The organism is Candidatus Agathobaculum pullicola (genome assembly GCF_052117205.1).
GTDB classification, from domain to species: Bacteria; Bacillota; Clostridia; order Oscillospirales; family Butyricicoccaceae; genus Agathobaculum; species Agathobaculum pullicola.
The window spans coordinates 1-24394 of the sequence record NZ_JBQKJP010000010.1; the positions used below are offsets into that span (position 1 = coordinate 1).

The 24394-nt window shown below is 54.5% G+C and carries 22 protein-coding genes, 3 tRNA genes and 1 other RNA gene; 15 read left to right on the top strand and 11 right to left on the bottom strand.

Features of this window, described 5'->3' with window-relative positions; all coding sequences use genetic code 11:
- The first annotated feature begins 189 nt into the window (after positions 1 to 189).
- The 7 genes from ACTQ3V_RS05520 to ACTQ3V_RS05550 all read left to right on the top strand — a co-directional run bounded on the left by ACTQ3V_RS05520 (position 190) and on the right by ACTQ3V_RS05550 (position 4830).
- Positions 190 to 915 carry a 16S rRNA (uracil(1498)-N(3))-methyltransferase gene (locus ACTQ3V_RS05520; protein WP_441466649.1) on the top strand — a complete coding sequence of 242 codons (726 nt, stop codon included), beginning with the start codon at positions 190 to 192 and terminating at the stop codon, positions 913 to 915.
- A 25-nt stretch (positions 916 to 940) separates the two neighbouring features.
- Complete coding sequence (locus ACTQ3V_RS05525; RefSeq protein ID WP_441466650.1) at positions 941 to 1723, top strand: hypothetical protein; 783 nt, start codon at positions 941 to 943, stop codon at positions 1721 to 1723.
- A gap of 64 nt (positions 1724 to 1787) precedes the next feature.
- Complete coding sequence (locus tag ACTQ3V_RS05530) at positions 1788 to 2567, top strand: transglutaminase domain-containing protein (RefSeq protein ID WP_441466651.1); 780 nt, start codon at positions 1788 to 1790, stop codon at positions 2565 to 2567.
- A gap of 88 nt (positions 2568 to 2655) precedes the next feature.
- Positions 2656 to 2732 (top strand) — tRNA-Met (locus ACTQ3V_RS05535).
- Positions 2733 to 2740: 8 nt separating this feature from the next.
- Positions 2741 to 2815, top strand: a tRNA-Glu gene (locus tag ACTQ3V_RS05540).
- Positions 2816 to 2818: 3 nt separating this feature from the next.
- Positions 2819 to 2894 (top strand) — tRNA-Val (locus ACTQ3V_RS05545).
- A 376-nt stretch (positions 2895 to 3270) separates the two neighbouring features.
- Complete coding sequence (locus ACTQ3V_RS05550) at positions 3271 to 4830, top strand: CAP and S-layer homology domain-containing protein (protein WP_441466652.1); 1560 nt, start codon at positions 3271 to 3273, stop codon at positions 4828 to 4830.
- A 327-nt stretch (positions 4831 to 5157) separates the two neighbouring features.
- Here ACTQ3V_RS05550 and ACTQ3V_RS05555 read toward each other — a convergent pair whose 3' ends face one another.
- Together ACTQ3V_RS05555 and ACTQ3V_RS05560 are read right to left on the bottom strand one after the other, a co-directional pair.
- Positions 5158 to 5346 carry a ferredoxin gene (locus tag ACTQ3V_RS05555; protein WP_441466653.1) on the bottom strand — a complete coding sequence of 63 codons (189 nt, stop codon included), beginning with the start codon at positions 5344 to 5346 and terminating at the stop codon, positions 5158 to 5160.
- Between the two features lie 17 nt (positions 5347 to 5363).
- Complete coding sequence (locus ACTQ3V_RS05560) at positions 5364 to 5696, bottom strand: cupin domain-containing protein (protein WP_441466654.1); 333 nt, start codon at positions 5694 to 5696, stop codon at positions 5364 to 5366.
- A gap of 561 nt (positions 5697 to 6257) precedes the next feature.
- Between ACTQ3V_RS05560 and ACTQ3V_RS05565 the strand changes: the two genes are divergently transcribed.
- Both ACTQ3V_RS05565 and moaC read left to right on the top strand, forming a co-directional pair.
- On the top strand, positions 6258 to 6812 hold the full coding sequence (locus ACTQ3V_RS05565; RefSeq protein WP_441466655.1) for a sugar O-acetyltransferase: 555 nt from the start codon (positions 6258 to 6260) through the stop codon (positions 6810 to 6812).
- A 184-nt stretch (positions 6813 to 6996) separates the two neighbouring features.
- Positions 6997 to 7491: a cyclic pyranopterin monophosphate synthase MoaC gene (gene moaC / locus ACTQ3V_RS05570; protein ID WP_441466656.1), complete on the top strand. Its 495-nt coding sequence runs from the start codon at positions 6997 to 6999 to the stop codon at positions 7489 to 7491.
- A gap of 377 nt (positions 7492 to 7868) precedes the next feature.
- Here moaC and nspC read toward each other — a convergent pair whose 3' ends face one another.
- The 5 genes from nspC to speD form a co-directional block, all read right to left on the bottom strand.
- Positions 7869 to 8999: a carboxynorspermidine decarboxylase gene (gene nspC, locus ACTQ3V_RS05575; protein ID WP_441466657.1), complete on the bottom strand. Its 1131-nt coding sequence runs from the start codon at positions 8997 to 8999 to the stop codon at positions 7869 to 7871.
- Between the two features lies 1 nt (position 9000).
- Positions 9001 to 10260, bottom strand: a complete 1260-nt coding sequence (locus ACTQ3V_RS05580) for a saccharopine dehydrogenase family protein (RefSeq protein WP_441466658.1) — start codon at positions 10258 to 10260, stop codon at positions 9001 to 9003.
- Positions 10261 to 10463: 203 nt separating this feature from the next.
- Positions 10464 to 11324 carry a polyamine aminopropyltransferase gene (gene speE / locus ACTQ3V_RS05585; protein ID WP_441466659.1) on the bottom strand — a complete coding sequence of 287 codons (861 nt, stop codon included), beginning with the start codon at positions 11322 to 11324 and terminating at the stop codon, positions 10464 to 10466.
- Between the two features lie 16 nt (positions 11325 to 11340).
- The gene (locus ACTQ3V_RS05590; RefSeq protein WP_441466660.1) at positions 11341 to 12801 is read right to left on the bottom strand and encodes an aminotransferase class I/II-fold pyridoxal phosphate-dependent enzyme; all 1461 of its coding nucleotides are present in this window, start codon (positions 12799 to 12801) and stop codon (positions 11341 to 11343) included.
- Positions 12802 to 13011: 210 nt separating this feature from the next.
- Positions 13012 to 13776 carry an adenosylmethionine decarboxylase gene (gene speD / locus ACTQ3V_RS05595; RefSeq protein ID WP_441466661.1) on the bottom strand — a complete coding sequence of 255 codons (765 nt, stop codon included), beginning with the start codon at positions 13774 to 13776 and terminating at the stop codon, positions 13012 to 13014.
- Between the two features lie 538 nt (positions 13777 to 14314).
- Here speD and ACTQ3V_RS05600 point away from each other — a divergent pair.
- Both ACTQ3V_RS05600 and aroF read left to right on the top strand, forming a co-directional pair.
- Positions 14315 to 15010 (top strand): peptidoglycan recognition protein family protein, encoded by a 696-nt coding sequence (locus ACTQ3V_RS05600; protein WP_441466662.1) that lies wholly within the window; start codon positions 14315 to 14317, stop codon positions 15008 to 15010.
- A gap of 131 nt (positions 15011 to 15141) precedes the next feature.
- A complete protein-coding gene (gene aroF / locus ACTQ3V_RS05605) occupies positions 15142 to 16152 on the top strand; it encodes a 3-deoxy-7-phosphoheptulonate synthase (protein ID WP_441466663.1) in 1011 nt (336 codons plus the stop codon).
- Between the two features lie 54 nt (positions 16153 to 16206).
- On the opposite strand, the gene ACTQ3V_RS05610 is transcribed toward aroF, so the two are convergent.
- Together ACTQ3V_RS05610 and ACTQ3V_RS05615 are read right to left on the bottom strand one after the other, a co-directional pair.
- A complete protein-coding gene (locus tag ACTQ3V_RS05610; RefSeq protein WP_441466664.1) occupies positions 16207 to 17328 on the bottom strand; it encodes a DUF362 domain-containing protein in 1122 nt (373 codons plus the stop codon).
- Positions 17329 to 17446: 118 nt separating this feature from the next.
- A complete protein-coding gene (locus tag ACTQ3V_RS05615) occupies positions 17447 to 17662 on the bottom strand; it encodes a helix-turn-helix domain-containing protein (RefSeq protein ID WP_441466665.1) in 216 nt (71 codons plus the stop codon).
- 92 nt (positions 17663 to 17754) lie between these two features.
- Here ACTQ3V_RS05615 and ACTQ3V_RS05620 point away from each other — a divergent pair, with 92 nt between their 5' ends.
- Complete coding sequence (locus tag ACTQ3V_RS05620) at positions 17755 to 17952, top strand: hypothetical protein (RefSeq protein ID WP_441466666.1); 198 nt, start codon at positions 17755 to 17757, stop codon at positions 17950 to 17952.
- Here ACTQ3V_RS05620 and ACTQ3V_RS05625 read toward each other — a convergent pair.
- Together ACTQ3V_RS05625 and ACTQ3V_RS05630 are read right to left on the bottom strand one after the other, a co-directional pair.
- Complete coding sequence (locus tag ACTQ3V_RS05625; protein ID WP_441466667.1) at positions 17949 to 18794, bottom strand: polysaccharide deacetylase family protein; 846 nt, start codon at positions 18792 to 18794, stop codon at positions 17949 to 17951. The two genes, ACTQ3V_RS05620 and ACTQ3V_RS05625, sit on opposite strands and share 4 nt — an antisense overlap.
- A 124-nt stretch (positions 18795 to 18918) precedes the next feature.
- Positions 18919 to 19248, bottom strand: coding sequence for a hypothetical protein (locus tag ACTQ3V_RS05630; RefSeq protein ID WP_441466668.1), 330 nt, complete (start codon positions 19246 to 19248; stop codon positions 18919 to 18921).
- 312 nt (positions 19249 to 19560) lie between these two features.
- Between ACTQ3V_RS05630 and ACTQ3V_RS05635 the strand changes: the two genes are divergently transcribed.
- The 3 genes from ACTQ3V_RS05635 to dnaX all read left to right on the top strand — a co-directional run bounded on the left by ACTQ3V_RS05635 (position 19561) and on the right by dnaX (position 24392).
- A complete protein-coding gene (locus tag ACTQ3V_RS05635) occupies positions 19561 to 22146 on the top strand; it encodes a transglycosylase domain-containing protein (RefSeq protein WP_441466669.1) in 2586 nt (861 codons plus the stop codon).
- A 55-nt stretch (positions 22147 to 22201) separates the two neighbouring features.
- Positions 22202 to 22468, top strand: an RNA gene (ffs, locus tag ACTQ3V_RS05640) — signal recognition particle sRNA large type.
- A 64-nt stretch (positions 22469 to 22532) separates the two neighbouring features.
- The gene (gene dnaX, locus ACTQ3V_RS05645) at positions 22533 to 24392 is read left to right on the top strand and encodes a DNA polymerase III subunit gamma/tau (protein ID WP_502918985.1); all 1860 of its coding nucleotides are present in this window, start codon (positions 22533 to 22535) and stop codon (positions 24390 to 24392) included.
- The last annotated feature ends 2 nt before the right edge of the window (positions 24393 to 24394 follow it).

Here is a 24394-nt window from a genome sequence, read left to right on the forward strand (position 1 = left end):
ATATGGCCCCCTCTCGTCAAGTTAAGTGTAGCAACTCAACTTTAACCGATGAGGCCTTATCCTTCATCCCTTTTTTATTCAACTGTCCAAGATGTATTGTACTCCTACACCGCAAAAAAGTAATTCACGGAATGTTCACTTGCAAAAGTACGTTTTTTTTGATAGAATAGGAAAGGTTACTTGATTGTTATGCCGAGATTCTTTATATCTGAGCAGCCGGAAAACGGTGTGTTGACGCTGCGCGGAGAGGATGCGCATCACGCGGGACGCGTGCTGCGGCTGCGTCCGGGTGAGTCGGTGACCCTGTGTAACGGCAAGGGAACGGATTTTCATTGTTCGATAGAATCCGTGGAAAAAGACGTGGTCGTCTGCCGTGTACGGGACAGTCATCCGGCTGAAACCGAACCACGGCAGCAATTGACGCTGTTTATGGCACTGCCGAAGAGCGATAAAATGGATTTTATCGTGCAGAAGGCGGTGGAGCTTGGAGCGCGGGAAATCGTGCCGTATTTGTCCAAAAACTGTGTTTCGCGGCCGGATAAAACCGATAAAAAAGTGGAGCGCTGGCAGAAAATTGCGCTGGAAGCCGCCAAGCAGTGCGGCAGAGGGTATCTGCCTGCGGTCGGTGCGGTAGTATCGTTTGAGCAGGCGGCAGAGCAGGCGGCACAGAGTCAAACCGCGCTGTTCTTTTATGAAAATGAACGGCAGACCGGTCTGCATGACGCTCTATCGGATGGCGTCGGCGAGACGGTTTCGTTGATGATTGGGCCGGAAGGCGGTTTTGCGCCGGAGGAGGCTGCTTTTGCGGCTGAAAAGGGTCTGACAAGCGTATCGCTCGGCACGCGCATTTTGCGGTGTGAGACAGCGCCGATTGCGGCGCTTGCCGCTGTGCTGTATGCAGGCGGCAACATGTAAGAACAAAAAAGAGGGAGTGTAGGCATTGGCTAAAAGCAATGTGGGTAAAAAGCCAATCAGTGAAGAAGAATATACCACCAATAAGGTGTTGACGGTGTTCAGTATCTGTCTGTTGGGCGTATTGGTGCTGATGATCGTGCAGCGCTTGATGGATTATGGCAATACGTGGGCAACCGGTATGCTGGTTACCAGAATCCTGCTGGGAATTGGTGTTTTGGGTGTGCTCTGCGGTGTTGTTTTGCGAATGCGTGAGGCTTCCGGCAAGCGGCCGTCGGCTCGCCGCATCCTGTGCGGACGCAACGTGTTGATTGCCAGCATTGTGCTGGTGCTTGCCATGGCTGCCATTATGTATCTGGGTACCGGCCCGATTAAGCTGCTGTATGTGGTATTGCCGGTTTTGGCGGTATATTATTTGGTATATCATTCCTATGCGCGGGAGTTTTTCCTGATTGCAGTGGATATCGGCGTGGGCGTTGGCCTGATGTGGTTGATACGCCGTGCGCTGGATAGCGCAAGCTATGGCTGGATGGCTTATGCGGCGTTGGGAGCAGCGGTAGTGCTGACGCTTGTGCAGCTGATTTGTGTTGCAACGCTGCGTGGGAAAAACGGTAAGACCGCTCCCCGCGGCAAGAAGGTCAGCGTGCAGTTTAGCCGCAATGCCTATACAATGCTGACCATTACGCCGGTGCTGATGGCGGTGCTGGTGGCGGCGGTGTTATTTGCGCCTGCGCATATTTTGATTGCAATGGGTGTGGCAGCGGCATATCTGTTTATCACCGCGGTATACTATACTGTGAAGCTGATGTAATGGTGTATAGTGATGTGGGCGGACGGCTTGACCGTCCGCTTGCTTTTTCGTGAGGAGGGAAGGCATGAAGCGGCTGGCCGGAATTTTGTTGGTCTTGCTGCTGGTAGGCGGAGCAGCGCTATGGTGGTATCCGCGGGCGACATCGCCGCATGTGCAGAATCCATATCAGGCGGCTGCGCTGCTGGAGCAGGATGCGAGAGCAGATGGAGACGGTGTGGTGTTTCGCACCGAGGAAGTGGATCCGGATGAGGTATACCGCGCGTTGGAAGCGCGTTTTCCGTTCGCTTTTTCTCTGCATGCGACCGTTCGGCCAAACCAGACAACGGAATTGCGCGTGGAAGTATCCCGCCGGGCACGGCAGGAGCAGGCGGAGCTTTACGCGCAGGCACTCGCGGCGGAAAGCGTCACGGATGATATGACAGACGAACAGAAGCTGCGCGTGTTACATAATACGCTGGTGCGCCTGTGCAGCTATGATATCGATACAGCAGAGCAGACGGTGCCGGACGGTGCGTCCGCTCCCTTTGCGGCAGACGGAGCGCTCCTGGATCATAGTGCTGTGTGTGCGGGATATGGCCGCGCCTATGGGATGCTGTGTGAAGCGGTAGGGATAAAAACCATTTATGTGGCTTCGGAGGAGATGAACCACGGCTGGAATGCGGTGCGTCTGGATGGGCAGACCTATTTTATCGACTGTACCTTTGACGACCCCGTCCCGGACCGCGGCGCATATGTTTCCGAACAGTTTTTTCTGCTGACCGCGGAGGAGCTGTCCAAGACCCATGTATGGGACCAAGCGTTCTATGAACAGGTGCTCGACAACATGGAAAAAGAAAATTCATAAAATCTTGAAAAAAGACTTGACACTACATAGAACATGAGTTATAATAACTATCGTCGCCGGCGAACGGGCGACGCAGGAAAGTGAGTATGGCGGTATAGCTTAGTTGGCTAGAGCGTTCGGTTCATACCCGAAAGGTCATTGGTTCAAGTCCAATTACCGCTACCATTTCCCTTGGCCCGTTGGTCAAGCGGTCAAGACACCGCCCTTTCACGGCGGTAACGCGGGTTCGATTCCCGCACGGGTCACCATATGGAAGTTTAGCTCAGCTGGGAGAGCATCTGCCTTACAAGCAGAGGGTCAGCGGTTCGAGCCCGTTAACTTCCACCAAACTCAGATAAATCCGAACTCTTTCCCAATACGGAGCGAGTTCGGATTTATCATTTCTACGGTCGAAATGGTATCATAAAAACGGCGGCGGTATGTGTGCAGTACACACCGCCGCCGTTGCTATTCAGGCAATTCCCGCTCTTTCTTTTAGCATATATTATGCTTGTCTAAAAGAAAAGCGCATGGTAAAATAAATTTAGCAATCTTTGTCAATTCTGACATGTCAGAGCAAGCGGGAAGGAAGAAAAATCTTATCTTATGTGCTGACTTGGGCGTTATGCCGTAGCCGCGGCTCAGTCAGTATCAGGGCGTAGATTTTGACCTTCTTGTGTAGGGCGTGTCAGTAAACCGGATGCAAGAAAAAGAGGGGAATTTTATGAAAAAACGTTTGATTTCTTTTGTGCTGGCGCTCGTTTTGTGTTTCAGCCCAACCGCCTTAGCCGTAGACGGCGTTTTGGATAGTGGAGCCAGCCATTTACCGAAGCTGAGCAAGACAGAAATTGCCCAACTGCTCGAGGAAAATTCGCTTGATCTTCCCGAACAGATTTTTGATGAACAGCCCTCCGTATCCGCGCCCTACGCGACCGGCAAGGTGAAGGAGGAGGCGCTGCAAGCAGCGACCGACCGACTCAATGCGTGGAGGAGTATTGTGGGTCTTACTCCGGTCGAGCTGGATGCCGCGCTCAGTGAAAACGCACAGTACGGGGCGGTGATTCAAGCGGTACATAATAGCTTAAGCCACACCCCCAGCCGGCCCACGGATATGAGCGACAGTTTCTATCAGCAGGCGTACGAGGCCTCGTCTTCCAGCAATCTGGCAGCCGGATATACGCTCACTGAAGCGATAGACGGCTTTATGGAGGACACCGATTCCAGCAATATTGATCGAGTGGGGCATCGCCGCTGGCAGCTCAATCCGCAGCTGGGCAAGATTGGGTTTGGTGTTGCAACCGCAGGGGAGGGCGGATATCCCTATGTAGCGGAAAAGGTGTTTGATCGCAGCGCTGCAAGCTATGACTATGATTTTGTGGCCTGGCCTGCTTCGGGTAACTTCCCGGCGGACACCAACGCCTTTGATACAAACACTGCATGGAGTGTTTCGCTCAATCCGCAGAAGTTTGCCACACCGCGCCAATCTGACCTTACCGTTACGCTGACCCAAGAGAGTAACGGTAAGAGCTGGGTTTTTCAGGGCAACGGCAATTATACCTCCAGCAACTCCGGTATGTATTTTAATGTAGATACCGGCGGATACGGCGTGTCCAACTGCATTATCTTCCGGCCTGACGGTATCACTGATTATGAAGGGCTTTATACCGTATCGATTGACGGGTTGAAGAGCGCAACTGGTGCTGCGGTAGATTTTTCTTATCAGGTGGATTTCTTCAATGCCAAAGCATATGCAGATGCGCCTGCAGACGTCGTTGCACCCTTCGTTGATGTAAAGACGAACGCTTATTATGCAGAAGCTGTGGAATGGGCGGTCAAGGGGAGCATCACCAGCGGAACGAGCGATACGACATTCTCCCCCGACGCGACCTGCACCACAGCACAGATTTTGACCTTCCTGTGGCGTTCGCAGGGCCAGCCTGCGCCGACCATTGCCAACCCGTTTACCGATATTCGGGAGAGCGATTATTATTACCAGGCCGCGCTTTGGGCGCATGAAAAGGGCCTTGTTTCCGGTTCTGCCTTTGGCGGCAACGCGCCCGCGACCCGTGCCGCAACGGTAACGTATCTTTGGAAGCTGGCGGGAAGTCCGGAAATGTCCCTGTCAAACTTTTCAGATGTCGCGGCCACCGCCGACTATGCCCAAGCCGTTGCATGGGCTGTGGAGCAGGGAATCACTACCGGAACCAGTGATACAGCCTTCTCGCCCGCGGCCATCTGCACCCGTGGTCAAATCATGACGTTCCTTTATCGTGCGTTTGCCTAACCGATTCAGTCATAAAAACGGTTGAGAGCGTGTACAGCACCCTTGCCTGTTTGACGGTGTTATAAACCGGGCAAGAGTTTAGCACGAAAAAACAGTCTCACGGCAGCTGCTGAACATGAAGAAAGTGCGTTCCCATAACATGGGAACGCACTTTTCTGTTCGCGCATAAAGAAACTGCAAAAACGAAGCAAAAAGCTGGAACTGCGTTGGGCCATAGAAAATCGGCGTATCCGGAATATCGGACATGATGGGCAGGCGAGGCGGCTGGAATGGTCAACCGATATGACCCATCCAGCCGATCTTGTTTTTGCCTTGCTTTTCCAGGCGTTAGCCTTCCCAGCTGATTGCCGATACCGGGCAGGAATCGATGGCGCTCTGCACATCGCTCTGATTTTCCTCGGTTGCTGCCTGATATGCCTCGGCTTTTCCGTCATCATTCATGCGAAACACGGCATCACACATTCCGCAGCAAAGGCCGCAGCCAATGCAGGTATCCTGATCTACAAATGCTTTCATATTAAAGACTTCCTTTCTTAAAATACAACAACAAGCAGCATCTTGAATGCTTCTTCTCCGTATACGGCATGGGGATGCCCAGCAGGCATCACGATGGATTCGCCTTCGTGCAGGAGATAATCCACGTCGTCAATCGTGATCTTACCTACGCCGTCGAGGCAGGTGACAAAAGCATCACCGCCGGATTCATGGGTGCTGATTTCCTCCCCCTTGGCAAAGGAGAAGAGCGTGATACTGACGGCGCTGTTCTGCGCCAGCGTTTTGCTGACTACTTGACCTTCCTGATAAGAAATTTGCTCCTTCAGAACCAGAACTTCTGACGGACTGATATTTTTCATTTTCATGCTCATATAAATACCTCCGAGTTTGTCATAGCTTTAATGTCATACTTTTTTCTGTAATTTATTCAGTTGAATGTGATTGCACATAAATTGAAATTTGCTCCACCCGAATTTGACAATCTGTGATACCGTTTCGTAAAGCCGATTGCCTTGAACGGGTTCATGCCTTTATCTTATCCTATCCTCTATGAGATGTATGTTGTTAAAACAACATAATGAGCAAATTTAAGGCAATACCGCATAATTCAGCAAGAATGTATTGCAAGAAATCGCAACAAAATCTGGGCACAAAATTTCCGCAAAGCATTGAAGATGCAATTGTGCGGTGTTCCTTAAGATTCGGGCAAAGGACGGAATGGTCTATGCGCTTAATACAATGCCCGTCAACAACACATTGGACGCGCTGGAATAGATGGGGGTTCCCGTGCAGAGATAATGTTATACAAAGCCCCGGGTTTTATGGTATTGTGAATAATATACTTTTTGAGCATGTATCAATTATTATCATAAGTATTTGCTATTTGCATGCCGGTGACATACAATAAAAGAAAAAAGACAAGGGGCGAGCAAATGAATATCACGGATCGAGATGAAATTGAAAAGGGACTGGATGACCCGGAGGCTATGCGCGCGGCATCGCAGCGTGCACTGCGCCTGACAATGGAATTGAACGGCCGCTATTTTGAGCCGGAGGAGGTCCGTCGCCGTTTTTTTGAACTGATTTGCCAGCCGGTGGATGAAACGTTCTGTCTGTTTCCGCCGTTTCATACGGATTATGGAAAGAATATTCGGGTAGGGAAAAATGTATTTATCAATACCGGCTGTCATTTTCAGGATCAGGGCGGTATAGAAATCGGAGACGGAACATTTATTGGGCATAACGTCGTTTTGGCGACGCTGAACCACGATGAGAACCCGGAGCAGCGGCATATTTTGCATCCGGCTCCGATTGTGATTGGCAAAAATGTTTGGATCGGCGCAAATGTGACCATTGTGGCAGGTGTGACGGTAGGGGACGGCGCCATCATTGCTGCGGGCGCGGTGGTGACCAAGGACGTGCCGCCCGATACCATGGTCGGCGGTGTACCGGCAAAGGCCATCCGCAAGGTTCGCCGGCAGGCGTGAGGATATCTGATACAGCGGATGGGGTCTATTGCCGCGAAACCGTGCCGCATCTGGACGCAAAACTTACACGCAAATCATTCTTTTGAATGATGCGGTATTGCCCTAAGCCTATTGTGTATTCGTGTTTCCTTTGGTAAAATAAATACCACACCAAGTTGCGTGTGAGATAAACAAGGTACGGGAGATGAAGAACGTGCAGCTGTCGCATCTGGATGCGGAAGGAAATGCGCATATGGTTGATGTTGGGGAGAAGCCAATCACAGCCCGCATAGCGGTAGCGCAGGCAGAAATCGCCATGCGGCCGGAAACACTTTCCATGATTTGCAAGGGGGAGCTTCCGAAAGGAGATGTTTTCTCTTGCGCGCGTATCGCGGGCATAATGGCGGCAAAACGTACGTTTGAATTGATTCCCATGTGTCATCCGCTGCCGATAGACGCGGTAACAATTGAGTTTGAAGCCCAAGCGCCGGCGCGTGTGTTGGTGAAAGCGACGCTGCGGTGCAATTGGAAAACCGGGATTGAGATGGAGGCATTGACGGCCGCGAGCGTAGCCGCATTGACGGTTTATGACATGTGCAAGGCGATAGACCGGGGTATGGTGATACAGAATATCTGCCTGCTGGAAAAAGCGGGCGGCAAGTCCGGGCGTTTTGTCAGAGAAACAGAAACAACAGAATAGATGGGTGAAATGCCGGATAGCGGACTGTGCCGTAATCGGAACTGGCAATAAAAGCAGCCGAAGCGTGTATGTGAAGGCCCGTAGGTCGAGCGGGCAGAGGAAGTTTTCGGTTTCTGGTGTTTTGACACACACCTGAGTTTGCATCAATCCTATTTTGCGCATGGCACTATACGGATTGCATGTGTTCTGGATGTGGTTTTTCATGTAAAAGACCTCCCTTAAAAAATGTCCTCATTTTTTAAGGGAGGTCTTCGGTTTTATTTTTTTGTATGTCTCGTTGTGCTGTGCAAAAAACGATAAAACGTTCTTTTGCTTTTCGGGATATCTGCTGTCTGACAAATCGGGCGCAGTTTTATTTTCACAGCGGGATGTTTTAATCAAGACAAACGGTTTTTGAAATCCTCGTAGCCGAACATGCGCACGGCTTCGTCCGTGCCGTTCGCGCGGCGCACTGCGATGAGCGGCAGCGGCACACCGTTAAACGTGTTGGTTTTGACCATGGTGTACAGCGCCATGTCCTCAAACATGACCTGATCGCCCGGACGCAGTGTATTATCGAAAGAATATTCCCCGATCACGTCGCCCGCGAGGCAGGAGCGGCCGGTGAGCAGATAGGTAAACGCTTTTTTACCCGGCTCATCCGCGCGGGATACCGGCGGACGGTAGGGCATTTCCAGTACATCCGGCATGTGGCAGGCTGCCGAGGTGTCCAAAATCGCGATTTCCTTACCGTTTTTCATCACTTCAAGCACAGTGGAAACAAGATATCCTGCATTGAGAACAACCGCCTCGCCCGGTTCCAGATAAATCTGCACGTTATACTTTTCGCGTAGATAGTTGACGCACTGGACGAGCGTTTCCACGTCGTAATCGTCGCGTGTGATATGGTGGCCGCCGCCGAGGTTGAGCCACTTCATGCCCTCCATATACTTGCCGAAGCGCGCTTCAAACGCTTCGACGGTGCGCACCAGAGCGTCGGCATTCTGCTCGCACAGGGTATGGAAGTGCAGGCCGTCGATGCCGGTGAGCAGCTCAGGCTGGAAGTTCTCCTCTATGATGCCCAGGCGTGAAGCCGGACCGCAGGGATCGTAGATGGCGTGCTCTGCGGGCTGGGTTGAGCACTCGGGATTGGCGCGCAGGCCGCAGCTTTTGCCCGCCGCGCGCGCGAGGCTGCCATAGGCCTTCCACTGATGAAATGAGTTGAATACAATATGGTCGGCGTAATTCAGGATTTCCTGAAACTCGCCTTCGGCATAGGCGGGAGAGTAGACGTGCGTCTCGCCGCCGAATTCCTCTTTGCCCAGCCGGGCCTCATACAAACCGGATGCGGTCGTTCCAGCCAGATATTCGCGCAGCAGCGGATAGATCGAGAACATGGAAAACGCCTTCTGCGCCAGCAGAATTTTTGCGCCCGTGCGTTCAGCCACGTCACGCAGGACCGCCAGATTCTGCACCAGACGGTTTTCGTCCACAAGAAAACAGGGGGTAGGCAGTTCGGTAAATTTCATATCAGTCCACCAATACCGGATTTTCGTTGATTTGCCACGGCAGACCCCACTTGTTCAGAGCCTCCATATACGGGTCGGGATCGAACTCCTCAACCGTATACACGCCGGGCTTGTTCCACTTGCCGGTCATCAGCATGGCAGCGCCAATCATGGCGGGTACGCCGGTTGTGTAGCTGACAGCCTGCGAGCCGACCTCGCGGTAGCACGCTTCATGGTCGCAGACGTTGTAGATATAGGCGGTCTTTTCCTTGCCGTCCTTTTTGCCGGTGAAAATGCAGCCGATGTTGGTCTTGCCCTTGGTGCGCGGACCGAGCGTTGCGGGGTCGGGCAGCAGCGCCTTGAGGAACTGAATCGGCACGATCTGGTGCCCCTCAAACTCGATCGGGGTGGTGGACAACATGCCGACATTCTCCAGACACTTCATGTGGGTGAGGTAACTCTGACCGAAGGTCATGAAGAAGCGGATACGCTTGACGCCCGGGATATTTTTCGCCAACGACTCGATTTCCTCGTGGTGCAGCAGGTACATATCCTTGTGGCCAACCTGATCGAAATCGTATTCGCGCTTGATGGACATAGCGGGAATTTCGACCCAGTGGCCGTTTTCCCAGTACGAGCCGGGTGCGGAAACCTCGCGCAGGTTGATTTCGGGGTTGAAGTTGGTGGCAAACGGGTAGCCATGGTCGCCGCCGTTGCAGTCGAGGATGTCGATGGTGTCAATCTGGTCAAACAGGTGCTTCTGGGCATAGGCGCAGTAGGCCTGTGTCACGCCTGGATCAAAGCCCGAGCCTAAAAGCGCGGTCAGACCCGCCTTTTCAAACTTTTCCTTGTACGCCCACTGCCAGGAATAGTCAAAATAGGCGGTGAAGCCCGCTTCCTTGCAGCGCTTTTCGTAGATTTCACGCCATGCGGGGTCATCCGTGTCCTCCGGCTCATAGTTTGCCGTGTCCATATAGTTGACGCCGCACTTGAGGCATGCGTCCATGATGGTCAGGTCCTGATAGGGCAGGGCAATATTCATGACGATATCCGGCTTATACTCGTCGATGAGTGCCACCAGCTCGTCAACGTTGTCTGCGTCGACCTTGGCGGTACGGATTTTGGTGGGCGTGGTGCCATCGAGCTTTTCCTTGATTGCGTCACACTTGGACTTGGTGCGCGAGGCAATCATGATTTCCTCAAATACGCTGCTGTTCTGGCAGCACTTGTGAATAACGACTGAGGCTACGCCGCCGCAGCCGATGATGAGTGCTCTTCCCATAAGTGAAACCTCCAATTTCTATATAATGCGATAATGCGCTGTGCGTAGATTTGAATCGAAAACCGCTATGCGGCTTTCATCAAAAGTCAGGACATGCGCCTGACTTTTGATACCCAGACTTAGCCGCCTTGGGCGGCGTCCGGGGGTATCGAAAACAGGTTTCTGTGAAACCTGTTTTCGTATATAGGGGGTATGGATACCCCCTATACTTCCTCCACTTTTTCCAGTAGTTTTTGCACATAATTCGGTAAATAGAATGCACCTTTGTGCAGATTGGTGTTGTAGTATTTGGTTTCGATGCCGCGGGCGTTCCATGTGTCTGCATCGAGGTCGTGCACCGGATGCACGCCGCGCGAGGAGAAGCCGAATAGCCAGTGGCCGGACGGATAGGTCGGGATGTGCGCCTGAAACAGGCGGGACAGCTCAAACGAGTGGACGATATTGCGGTGCGCGCGCTGGCAGGCGAGCGCGTCGCCTTTGTAAAACGGGCTTTCGTGCTGGTTGACCAGCACGCCGTCCGCCTTGAGCGCTTTGTAGCAGTTGCCGTAGAACTCCATCGTAAACAGGCCCTCGCCCGGACCGAACGGGTCGGTTGAGTCAATGATGATCAGGTCATATTCATCCTCAATGCGGCGGATGTATTTCAGACCATCCTGATAGAGAATATGCACGCGTGCGTCATCCAGACTGCATGCCACAGCGGGCAGAAATTCCTTGCACACCGCGACCACACGCTCGTCTATTTCCACAAGGTCGATGTGCTCGATGTGCGGATAGCGGCATAATTCGCGCACACAGCCGCCGTCGCCGCCGCCGATGACGAGCACTTTTTTGATGGCGTTGCCCCGCACGGCAAGCGGGACATGCACCATCATCTCGTGATAGATAAATTCGTCGCGCTCGGTCAGCATCATATAGCCGTCGAGCGTCAGAAACCGGCCGAATTCCTCGCACTCGAATACATCGATGCGCTGGAAGTCGCTCTGCTCGGTGTAAAGCTGTCGGTCGACCTGAATTTGCAGGCCGACGGTCGGCGTGTGCATTTCGGTAAAGGTTAATCGCATGAATCAGACTCCTTGCTCAGTCAGAGGGGCTGATAACGCCCCGAATCACCTGTAGGTTGTTCACATCCGGGTCCTCGGTGCCGAGCAGCATACAGTTTTTCTCTTTTGCATAATGAATATAGTCGAGGATTTCGCGTGTGATGCGTTCTCCCGGCGCGAGAATCGGGATGCCGGGCGGATAGCACATGACAAATTCCGCGCAGATGCGGCCGGCGGCGTCATCCAGCGCGACCGTCTGCTTGTCCGTATAGAAGGCTTCCTGCGGGGCGGCGACGACCTGCGGCGAGATGTATTCCTGCCGCATAAGGGTGGCCTTGTCCCGCTTGTAGCGGCGGCGGATGTCGGCAAGTGCCGCGACCAGCCGTTCGAGGTCGCGCTCCCGGTCGCCGACCGAGACATAGGCGAGCAGGTTACCCAGATCGCCAAATTCGGTTTGGATGTCGTAAAAGTCGCGCAGCACGTCGTACACCTCAATGCCGGCAAGACCAACGTCCAGCGTGTTGACAGCGAGCTTGGTCACGTCAAAGTCGTAGACCGTGTCGCCGTTGATCAGCTCGCGGCCATAGGCGTAATAGTCGCCGATTTGGTTGATTTCATCGCGGGCGTATTCGGTCAGGTAAGTTACCTTGCGGAAGATCTCTTTGCCGTAGAGCGCGAGGTTTTTACGCGAAATGTCCAGACTGACCATTAAAAGGTATGAGCCGGATGTGGTTTGTGTCAGATTGATGATTTGGCGGACGTATTCCGCGTTCATCGACGGGCCGCACAGCAGAAAACTCGACTGTGTCAGGCTGCCGCCTGATTTGTGCATGGATACCGAGGCGAGATCCGCGCCCGCGGCCATCGCGGACAACGGCATGTTTTCGCCGAAGTAGAAGTGCGTGCCGTGCGCTTCGTCGGCCAGCACCTTCATGCCCGCCGCGTGCGCAAGCCGCACGATTTCCTTCAGGTCGGAACAAATGCCGTAATAGGTCGGGTTGTTGACCAGTACGGCCTTGGCCGACGGGTGCTTTTGGATGGCGGGTTTGACATCCGCGACCGACATGCCCAGCGAAATGCCGAGGCGGTCGTTCATCTGCGGATTGACGTAGACCGGGATGGCGCCCGTCAGCACCAGCGCGTTGATGACGCTGCGGTGGACGTTGCGCGGCAGGATGATTTCATCCCCGCGGGAGACGACGCTCAGTACCATCGACTGCACCGAGGAGGTTGTGCCGCCGACCATCAGGAAGGCGTGCGCAGCGCCAAAGGCTTCGGCGGCAAGCTCCTCCGCTTCACGGATGACGCTGACCGGGTGACACAGGTTGTCGAGCGGCTTCATGGAGTTGACGTCCACGGTCATGCACGACTCGCCCAGAAAGCGCGTCAGTTCGGGATTGCCGCGTCCGCGTTTGTGTCCGGGGACATCAAACGGCACAATGCGCATATCTTTAAAGTGTTCGAGCGCCTCCTTGATGGGCGCACGGGACTGGTCCATAATCATGCCTTCTTTCGGCGGGAATATTGCGCGCGCAGCGCGTATTTGACCGGAAATGCCGCAACGCGGTATTTCCATCAAAAGCGCGAGCCTTGCCCGTGCTTTTGATACCCCGACCCAGCGGCCTTGGGCCGCGTTGTTCGGGTATCGAAAGGCGGTTTCTTCGGAACCGGCTTTCGTATATAGGGGACTTGCGAAGTCCCCCATACTTTAGTATACGTTTTTACCCGAGAAAATCTCGATCATTTCGCGCCGCAGATCGGAGTGGATCTTCAGGCGCGTCTTGGGTGGCAGCTCATAGATGTCGGTGTTGAACAGATAGTTCTGCAAATCGACCTCCTTGAGCAGCATGCGCGTGTGAAACAGGTTGGACTGATACACGTTAATGTCGTATGCGTCATAGCGGTCGAGCGTCGATGGGTCGATAAAGTCCTGAATCGAGGTGATATGGTGGTCCATAAACAGCTTTTTGCCCTCGATATCGCGGGTAAAGCCGCGTACGCGGTAGTCCATGGTAATGATATCCGAGTCAAATGAGCCGATGAGGTAGTCGAGCGTGGACAGCGGCGTAATCTCGCCGCAGGTCGCCACGTCGATATCCACGCGGAAAGTCGCAAGGCAGGTGTCCGGATGGTACTCGGGATAGGTGTGCACGGTGACATGGCTCTTGTCCAAGTGCGCCACAATGGTATCCGGCTCGACAGCAGGCTTCATGTGTTCTTCCGCAATCAGGAAGGTAACCGACGCACCCTGCGGGTCATAATCCTGTTTGGAGATATGCAGCACATGCGCGCCGATCATCTCAGTGACGCGCTCCAGAATACCGGTCAGACGCTCGGAATTATACTGCTGATCGATATAGGCAATATAATCCCGCTGTTCGCGCTCGGTTTTGGCGTAGCATACGTCATAGATGTTGAAGGAAAGTGCCTTGGTCAGGTTGTTGAAGCCGTAGAGTCTGAGTTTGTTCTGCATATCTGATTATCCTCACAATAAAAATAAAAAATCCTCAAGCAAAAGAAAAGCCCCGCGAATGGCGGGACGTACTTTTCCACTTGAGGAAGGCAATCTCTCTCTTTGTCCGGCCTGTTCCGGACAGTCTGTATCTGGAAGAGGAAAGAGTCTATATAGCAAGAATCTACTTTTACTACTCTTATTGATTGTTTCACAAGTGTGATGCGCCCGCGGCACACGGCTTTTAGTCAGCCAACTTATAAAATTCAATAAGGCAACAAAGTTGCCAAGTGCGGCATTTGACCCGGCTGTCCGTATGGCCTTAGCACCTTCCGGGTGGGAAGGGCGGTCAAAGAATTCTGCTGAAAGGCTTTGCCTCTCCGAGTATATATTATTATATCGTACAAAGCGCCGGATTGCAAGGCCTTCTTACAGGTTTTACGCGCTGCAGACAGGCATTTTGTGTGGGAACAAAAAGTTTACAGTCGAACCTTTGAAAAAAAGCGCGAAACGTAGTACAATAGAACAAACATAGTTCATAATGGGGAGTCTATGCACCGTGAAGATAACAGGGTTTCATACAAAACGAAGGGGAAAGCGCACAGGCGGGGGTCGTGCGCTGGTAGTGGTTGGACTGGTAATCGTCTCATTTCTGGCAGGCATGTTCACCCACAGCGCGCTCAATCGTCCGCCGCAGCCGGATGCGGGTCTGTCCTATATTGAGGATATCCCGGTTTATACGGATTATCTGGTAGAGGGCAGCCGGGCGCGGCCCGGGGAAATTCGCGAAATCAAATATCTGGTTGTTCATGAAACGGATAACTTTTCCGCCGGGGCGGATGCCGAGGCGCACAATTCCTTTATCCATCAGAATGCCAATGCGGAAACCGGCATTGTTTCATGGCATTACACGGTTGACGATCACGAGATCTATCATCATCTGCCGGATAACGAAACCGCCTACCACGCGGGCGACCAGATGGAGAAAAATGGCGGCAATATGAACGGCGTGGGCATCGAGATGTGCGTCAACGAGGACGGCAACTATGAGCAGACGCTCATCAACACCGAGAAACTGTGCGCGCGTCTGCTACTGGAATATGGCCTTAATCCGGATAAGGCGCTGAAAAAGCATCAGGATTTTTCCGGTAAGGTCTGTCCTGCAAAGCTAATTAACGACGGACGATGGGATGAATTCTGCGCGGCGGTCAAACAGAAGTATGAGGAACTGAAAGCAGCGCAGGCAAACAGTTAGTGCTGTGCAGCTGCACGCAAAACCAACGCAAAAAGAAAGGGCGATTTGTGGTAAATCGCTCTTTTCTTTTGGGCAATTTGGTGGTATACTGGCAGAGCTTATATTTTTAACTGATAAAGGAGTGAATTATCGTGATCGTTGTACTCAAACAGAACAGCGACAAGGAACGTGTTGAACGTCTGATGCAGCATTTTACGGATATGGGGCTGCGAATCAACTATTCCGAGGGTGCCAATACGACTATTCTTGGTCTGATGGGCGACACCACCAAGCTCGATGAAGGGGACATTATGGCCTATGACGTGGTCGAGCGCGTGCAGCGCGTGACCGAGCCGTTTAAGGCTGTTAACCGCAAATTCCATCCCGAGGACACGATCATCGAGGTCGCGGGGCGCAAGATCGGCGCGGGATACTTCAACGTCATGGCAGGCCCTTGCTCGGTCGAGAGCGAGACGCAAATTGTGGAGGTAGCCGAGGCGGTCAAAAAGGCGGGCGCATCCTTCCTACGCGGTGGCGCGTTCAAGCCGCGTACCTCGCCCTACTCCTTCCAAGGGCTGGAGGCCGAGGGCCTCAAGCTGCTGCTCGAGGCCAAGCGCCAAACCGGTCTGCCAATCGTGACCGAGATCATGAGCGAGAAACATCTTGACCTGTTTGCGGATGTGGATATCATCCAGTTGGGTGCGCGCAATATGCAGAATTTCATGCTGCTGAAGGAACTCGGCCGCTCAAACAAGCCCATTTTGCTCAAGCGCGGCCTGTCCGCCACGATGGAGGAATTTCTCATGGCGGCGGAATATGTCTTTGCGGGCGGCAATCCCAATGTGATCCTGTGTGAGCGCGGCATCCGCACGTTTGAGAACCTGATTCGCAACAATCTGGATATTTCGGCCGTGCCGCTGGTCAAGATGTTCAGCCATCTGCCGATTATCATTGACCCGAGCCATGCCGCGGGACGGCGCGACATGGTGCAGTCGCTGTCGCGCGCGGCGATCGCCGCGGGTGCGGACGGCCTGATGATCGAGGTGCACAACGATCCCAAGCATGCGTTGAGTGACGGCGCGCAGTCGCTCGACATTCCGCAGTTTGACGGCGTGATGGAGGATATCAAGCGCCGCGCGGCATTTGAGGGCCGTGAAATTTGAGTTCCGGTAACAAAAAAGAGGGGCGAAAGCCCCTCTTTTTTGTTGTGCAGCGATTTAGATTTTGATGATCTCGTACTCGCGGGTGCCCAGACCCAGCTTTTCTGCATGCTCGAGCGCGGACTGCCAGTTGGTGTCCGGATGGACGGCATGGAAGTGGTCGTTCGGGTCGTGGATGTGGTGCCGCTCGTGCTCATCGCACAGCAGGCTTGCCGGGTTGACCGGCGCGGCGTTGACCGCATCCGCGCACGCCTGATCGAGCGCGACCGGGTCAAACGAGGCGTACATGCCGATGTTCGGCACGATAGCCACATCGTTTTCCGCGTGACAGTCACAGTTGGGCGACACGTCAATGACCAGCGAAATGTGGAAGCACGGACGACCGTCCACCACCGCTTTGGTGTATTCTGCGATTTTGCGGTTCAAAACGATGTTGGATTCATCGTAAGCGCAGCCAATTGCGTCGGTCGGGCACACGCCGATGCAGCGGCCGCAGCCGACACATTTATCGTGGTCAATGTACGCCTTTTTGTTCGTGATGGTGATGGCGCTGTGCGCGCAGATGCGCGTGCACGTGCCGCAGCCAACGCAGGGGTTCTCATCTACCTGCGGCTTGCCTGCATTGTGCTGCTCCATCTTGCCGGCACGCGAGCCGCAGCCCATGCCGATGTTCTTGAGCGTGCCTCCAAAGCCGCTTGCCTCGTGGCCCTTGAAGTGGGTCAGCGAAATGAACACATCCGCATCCATGATGGCCTGGCCGATTTTGGCTTCCTTGACGTATTCGCCGCCCTCGACCGGCACATACGCTTCGTCCGTGCCCTTCAAACCGTCCGCGATGATGACATGGCAGCCGGTGGAGAACGGTGAAAAGCCGTTGAGATAAGCGGAATCCAGATGGTCGAGCGCATTTTTGCGCCCGCCGACGTACAGCGTGTTGCAGTCGGTCAGGAACGGCTTGCCGCCGCGCTCCTTAACGAAGTCCGCGACCGTTTTGGCCCAGTTCGGCCGCAGGGACGCAAGATTACCCGGCTCGCCGAAGTGGATTTTGATGGCGGTGAACTTTTTGTCAAAGTCGATGCTGTCCATGCCCGCCGCTTTCATCAGTCGGGTGAGCTTTTGCTGCAAATTTTCGGTCAGTGTTGTGCGGAAGTCCGCAAAATAAACCTTGGCTTTTTCCATAGAGGCTTCTTCCTTTCTTGTCTTGCCTTATCATACAATAGTATAGCACAGGAAAATATGGCAAAACAAGTGAGAAAGCATACGGATAAAAAAGAGCCGCACCGAATTTTCGGTGCGGTCATTTACGGAAGGGCGTGCCGTCGTCCGAACGGCCGAGCAGGTAGTCCAGACTGACATTATAAAAGTCGGCAAGTATGCACAGAACATCGTTAGGGATGTTTCGGCGACCGGTTTCGTAATTACAGTAGGTGGAGCGCGGGATATGCAGTGCTTGTGCGACAGCCTCTTGGCTTAAATCGCGATCTTCGCGTATGTCCTTGATGCGCAGCTTCATTGTACCACCTCGTATGTATCAGTATACGTTTCAGAAAACATATACTTGCATTTTGTGTCAAAATGACACAAAATATAGATGAGGTGATAAAAATGAATAGAACCCATGAAAAAACGCAGGAGTGCGTATCTGAGCTGCACTACAAGACCGCTTATCTGCATCTGTTCGGCGCGATAGCCGGGCTAACCGAGCGCATAGAAGCCGCGGGCATCGGCATGAGCCTTGCAGATGTCCGTGGCGCGCTCGAACAGGCGCTGCGCGATGCGGAGGAGCGCGCCTGTGCGGATTAAGCCGCCGTCAAATCGGCCAGGCTGCCAAAGGTGTAGCCCTCGTTCTCCCAGCGGGTGAGCAGCTCGTCGAGGATGCGCGCATTGGTCTCGCTTGTCGAGTGCAGCAGCACAATTGCGCCGTTATGGATGCGCGGCAGCAGCTTTGCAAACGCCTGCTCGTCGGTCGGCTGGTTGTCGGTATACCAGTCAACATACGCCAGCGACCAGAACACGGTTGTATAGCCCAACTCCTGCGCCTGCTTGAGGTTCTCCTCGCTGAATTTGCCCTGCGGCGGACGATAGAATTTCTGCATCGGCTGGCCGGTGAGCGCAGTGTATTTTTCCTCCAGCCCGTTGAGTTCAGCGGCGAAGGCTGCCTTATCGGAAATGGAGGACATATCCGGATGGTGCAGCGTGTGATTGCCCACGATGTGCCCCTCATCCACCATGCGCTGTACCAGCTCGGGTGCGGAGTCAATGAAATTGCCCACAACAAAGAAGCACGCGGGCGCGTTATGCTTTTTCAGCGCATCCAGAATCGCGCCCGTGCAGCCGTTTTCGTAGCCTGCGTCAAAGGTCAGGTAGATGGTGTTTTTACTGGTGTCGCCCACATAGTAGGCGTTCCATTGCAGCAGCGTGTCGGCGGGCACGTTGCCGACCGGCGGCTGGCCCTCGGTCTGGAAGGACAGGCCCCAGTCGCTGATAGACGTGGGCACCGCCTCTTCTGTGTCGGCGGCGGTTTGCTGCGCCGTCGTGGCTCTGTCCTCCTGCGGGACAAGGAAAAACAGCGCGGCGAGCAACGCGCATACGCCCGCCGCCGCACCGATGCGGTACAAGGTATCTCGGGTGATGGTGATAAACATAAGTAAACGCCCCCTTGGTGATACGGTATGCAGGGCATAGAACGGATATACCGGAAAGCCAGAGAAAGGAAGGACAGGCGGCATGGCGGGAAACATAAAAACGGCGGGCGTGCGCCCGTCGCTTTTATGAGCCGTAATCCTCAAGCAAACGGGCAAGCGATTGTGCATCGGACAGCAGAATTCCGTTTTCAAGCGCTTGGCGGTCGGCGATGGGTAATGAGCGCACGTCAATGTCCGTGCGGATGATGATTTCCCCACCGCGGGAGACAACCAGACGGTCTTGCTCGGCCTGGGCAATATAGGGCAGATCGGTCGTGCTGGCGGGCACGGCCGGGGCCGAAAACCAGACGCGCGCGGCGAAAAAGGCGCTGATAAGTGCCGCTGCGCAGGCCAGAAGCGCGATGCGCCGCTGTCGTTTGGCGCGCAGCATGGCCAGCATGTAAAACCCCTGCATCACAGAAATTACCTCCTTATATCCGTGGAATTTTCTTTGAGTATGCCCGGAATTTTGGAAAGTATTCGCAAACAGGTGTAAAATTTGTTTGGAATTTGCGGAATAATGTGGTATAATAGCCGCGAGCGACTGTGATAAACAGAGGCAGACAGAAAAAATGAATGCTTTTAAAACGCCTGTTTCTGTGGTATAATGACTGAAAGCAGATAAAAACTGCTGATTTAATGGAATATCGGGAACGAAACGGACGCTTCTTACGTCCGACCTGATAAGACCCGCGGCAAGAATTCGGCGGGCAAGGAGGAAACCGAATTGGCAACTGGCAAAAGAAAAGGATTGGGCGTCCTGCGCGGGATATCCCGCGTGCTGCTGACGCTGCTGCTTATCGGTGTGCTTTGTGCCTGCTTCTGCGGCATTGCATTTGCGTATTATGTACATGCGTATATTAATCCGTCCGCGCAGGAAACTGCAACCGACCTGAGCAAGGGCCTGGGCTTGGATTTGAACTCTTTTATCTATACAGTCGATTCCGCAACCGGACAAGAAACGCTCTATGAAACCATTCGCGGCATGGAAAACCGTATTTGGGTGGACAGCGAGAATATCCCGGAAGAACTGAAGAATGCGGTTGTCGCAATTGAGGACGAACGCTTTTACAAGCACAGCGGCGTGGACTGGAAGCGCACGCTGGGCGCGGTCAAGAGTTGGTTGTTCGGCGGCGATCAGTACGGCGGTTCGACCATTACCCAGCAGCTGATCAAAAACGTCACCGATGAGGACGATTATTCGGTCAAACGTAAAATCAACGAGATTTTTCGTGCGCTGGCGCTGGAGAACGAGATAGGGGATAAGGATCGTATTCTGGAAATGTACCTCAATACGATTTATCTCGGCTACAACTGTTATGGCGTGAAAACCGCCGCAACCACCTACTTCGGCAAGGATGTATCCGAGCTTAGCCTCGCCGAGTGCGCCGCGCTGGCCGGTTTGACCAACAATCCGTCGATTTATGATCCATATAACCGTCCGGAAAAGGTCAAGGAGCGGCAGGAGAATATTCTCGGCAAAATGCTGGAGCTGGGCATGATTGACCAGACCACCTATAACGAAGCGGTCGCAGCCGAACTGGTCTATCGTCCGTACGAGCAGTATCAGCAGGATATCAGCGATATTTATTCGTATTTTGCGGATGCGGTTATCAAAGACGTGACCAAGGACCTGATGGCGCAGAAGGGATATTCCGAACTGGTGGCCAGCAATATGGTGACCTCGGGCGGCCTGAAGATTTATGCTACTATCGATACCAAGGTGCAGAGCGTTGTCGATCAGGTGTGGGCGGATGATTCCGTGTTCCCCAATACGGAGAAATACGGCGAGCGCCCGCAAAGCGCCATGGTCATCACAGATAAGCAGGGCAACATTGTTGCCATTGCAGGCGGGCGCGGTGAAAAGACCGAAAATCTGGCCTTCTCGTTTGCAACGGACGCACGCCGTCAGCCCGGCTCGTCGATTAAGCCGCTGTCTTCTTACGGTCCCGCCATGGATAAGGGCATTATCGTTCCGTCCACAACGGTGTACGATAAGCCGCTGTATATTCAGAATGATGGAAAACCGTGGCCGATGAACGACGGCAAGATGCCGACGGGCAAAGCCATGACGATCAAAAGCGGTATCACCAGCTCGGTCAACACCATTGCCGTACAGGTAATGGATATGCTGACACCGCAGGCATCCTATGATTTCCTGACACAGCGTCTTGGTATCCAGTTGGTTGGCAGCCGCACTTATGACGACGGCACAGTCAAGAGTGATATCGACTATTCACCGCTGGCGCTTGGTGCACTGACTGACGGTGTGACCGTGCGCGAGATGGCGGGCGGCTTCTCCTCCTTTATCAATGAAGGTGTGTTTGGCGGCACGCGTACCTACACCAAGGTACTGGACTCGGAAGGAAATACGGTGCTCGAAAACAATCCGAGCACAGATTTGGGCTTTGAAAATGTACGCACTGCATATTACATGCTCGAGTGCCTGCAAAACGTTACAGCTTACGGCACGGCATCCGGCACGCAGATTTCCGGTGTGCAGACGGCTGGTAAAACCGGTACGACGACCTCCAATACCGATATCTGGTTCTGCGGCGTAACGCCTCAGTATTCGGCTGCGGTTTGGGTAGGATATGAGCATAACTATGCGCTGAACGGCTTGTACGGCCGCAATGCCGCGGCGATCTGGCTGAAAGTGATGCAGAAGGTGCACGAGGGTGACTCCGGACTGGTGTTTGACTCGCATCCGCAGGACTTTACTACAGTGACCTATTGTATGGATACCGGCCTGCTCGCTTCGGGCGCCTGCCGCGCGGCGGGACGCGCCGCAAGCGGCCGCTTCTGGAACAACGAAGTGCCGACCGAGACATGCAGCCATCAGGGTATTACTACGAGCTATAACTTCGCCAAGGTTGGCGTAACCGATTGGAAGGAAGAAGAGGAAGAGGAGGAGAAGCCGGAGGAAGAGCAGAAGCCGGAAGATCAGAAGCCTTCTGACACGACCGACCCCTCTATCGATCCCGAAACCGGCTTGCCTGCGACTCCGGCTGATCCGGAGACGGGTGAGACGGGTGGCAACACAGGTGGAAATACCGGCGGCGAGACCGGCGGCGGTTCGGGCGGTGAGACTGGCGGAAATACGGGCGGTGAGACCGGCGGCAACACAGGTGGAAACACCGGAGGAGGAACCGGCGGTGAAGCCGGAGGCGCAACTGGCGGTGAAACCGGTGGTGGTACCGAAGGTGGGGCCGGCGGCAACACAGGCGGTAATACCGGCGGCGAAACCGGTGGTGGAACTGGTGGCGGAACCGGTGGAGAGACCACACCGTCGCCAGATGACCCGGAAGCATAAAACCGACTGGAACGCATAAAGTAACAACCGAATATCTGTTCAGCGCCGCACAAGGCCGCACACATCGGGGCGTTAGCGGTGTCCTGTACCCGCAATCCGCTACAGCGGGGATGATGCGGGCAAGGAGGGACGTGCGCGCGGCGAGGCAGCTGCCAACAGGGTGATGAGAGACCGGTACTGCGCAACGGAGGACCGTGAACCATGTCAGGCGGGGAACCGAGCAGCATTAAGCGGAAACCATCGTGTGCCGCAGAGCTGCCGATTTTGAGCCCAAACCGCAGAAAGGCAGTCGGGCGCACGCTTTCGAATTGCCCGTGTGCGGTCTTGTGGGGCGCTGAACGGATTTCGCTTGAAACCACGCTTTCAAGCGAGCGGATGCACCGAGCATGGCTCGGATACATCCGGACGGGACAAAAGTTCCGACAAGCGAAACTTTTGCTCCGACTGGTATAAAAACCCACGCGCATGTCGCGGGTTTTTATGGATTGGATTGCGCGCTTGGCGCGCAGGAGAGAACGCTGGGAGGCGGGCTTGCGCCCGCCTCTTTTGTGGTATATGAAACGTCTGGAGCAGGAAAGAGAAAGGAGAGGTATGCGTTGTATCAGGCGCTGTATCGCAAATGGCGGCCACAGACCTTTGCGGATGTAATCGGCCAGCAGAATATCACGGATACGCTGCGCGCGCAGCTCCGATCCGGCCGTCTGAGCCATGCCTACCTGTTCACCGGCACCCGCGGCACAGGCAAAACAACTTGCGCCAAGATTCTGGCGCGCGCGGTCAACTGCGAGCATCCGGTGGACGGCGACCCATGCAACGAGTGCGCGGCTTGCCGCGGTATACTGGACGGATCGGTGCTCGATGTGACCGAAATTGACGCGGCGTCAAACAACGGCGTTGACAACATCCGCGATTTGCGGGATGAGACACGATACACGCCCGCGCAGGTAAAAAAGCGCGTGTTCATCATTGACGAGGTGCATATGCTCTCGATTGGCGCGTTCAACGCACTGCTGAAAACACTGGAAGAGCCGCCCGAGCATGTGCTGTTCATCTTAGCAACCACCGAATTGCACAAGGTGCCTGCGACCATCCTGTCGCGCTGCCAGCGGTTCGATTTTCGACGCATCGGCGCGGAGGATATTGCGCGCCGCCTGCTGAATGTGGCGGTGGGCGAGGGTATCGAGCTGACCGAGGGTGCGGCGCGCCTGATTGCGCGACTGGCAGACGGCGCGATGCGTGATGCCCTGTCCATGCTCGACCGTGCGGCGGCAGCGGGCGCGGTAGATGAGCAAACGGTGACCGCGGCGCTCGGTGTGATGGGGCAGGACGACGGTATTCGACTGGCGGAGCACCTCAAAACCGGGGATTTGGCCGCGGCCATTGCGCTGATTGACGAATATTACAACGCGGGCCGAGATTTAGCCGCGGTATATGACCAGATGCTGGGACTTATCCGGGACGCGCTGCTGGTTAAGACAAGCAAAACCGATGTTTCCGCGTTGATTTCCCCAGCGTATACGGTAAAAAGCCTGCAAAAGCTGTGCGATGGGCTGGCTTCGTCCACCCTGATTGCGTGGAGCCGTGTGATAGGGGAAGCGCTTGACCGCATGCGCAGCGCGGCCAACCGCCGTGTCGAAGCGGAGCTGTGCGCGGTTCGGCTGTGCAGTCTGGGCGCGGAACAATACGATACATTGAGCGGGCGCGTGGAGGCGCTTGAGGAAAAAATGAAGCATGGCGTACCGGTTGCGGCGATGCCGGCGCAAGCGGTGCGGCAGGCGGACGATATGCCGCCTGCGCCGGGCGATGAGGATGCTCCGCCTCCGCCGGATGACGGCGATGCGCCGCTTTGGGCGGAGCAGGAAGCAACGGTAAGACAGTCGGCATCGGCGGCGAAGCCTGCTGCGGCGGCAGTCAAAGCAGCCGCATGGCCGCAATGGACGCAGCTGCTGGGAATGCTCACCGGCAAAATCAACACCGGTGCGCATACCAATCTGAAAGTATCCGCCAAGGGCATGCTGGAGGATGGCGTGCTGGTGATTCAGTGCGAGGACAGCATCACGGCTATGCTGGCCAAAGCGGAGCCGACGATGAAGGTGATCCGGGAGCAGGCAGCAGCGCTGGCAGGCGCGCCAATCAAGGTGAAGGTGCGCGAAGCCGGGGATGAACCCGTAATACAAAAAAACGCCGCGGTCGATGAGATCATCGGTCGGGCGAAAGCATTTGATATTCAAGTAAAAGAACTATGAGG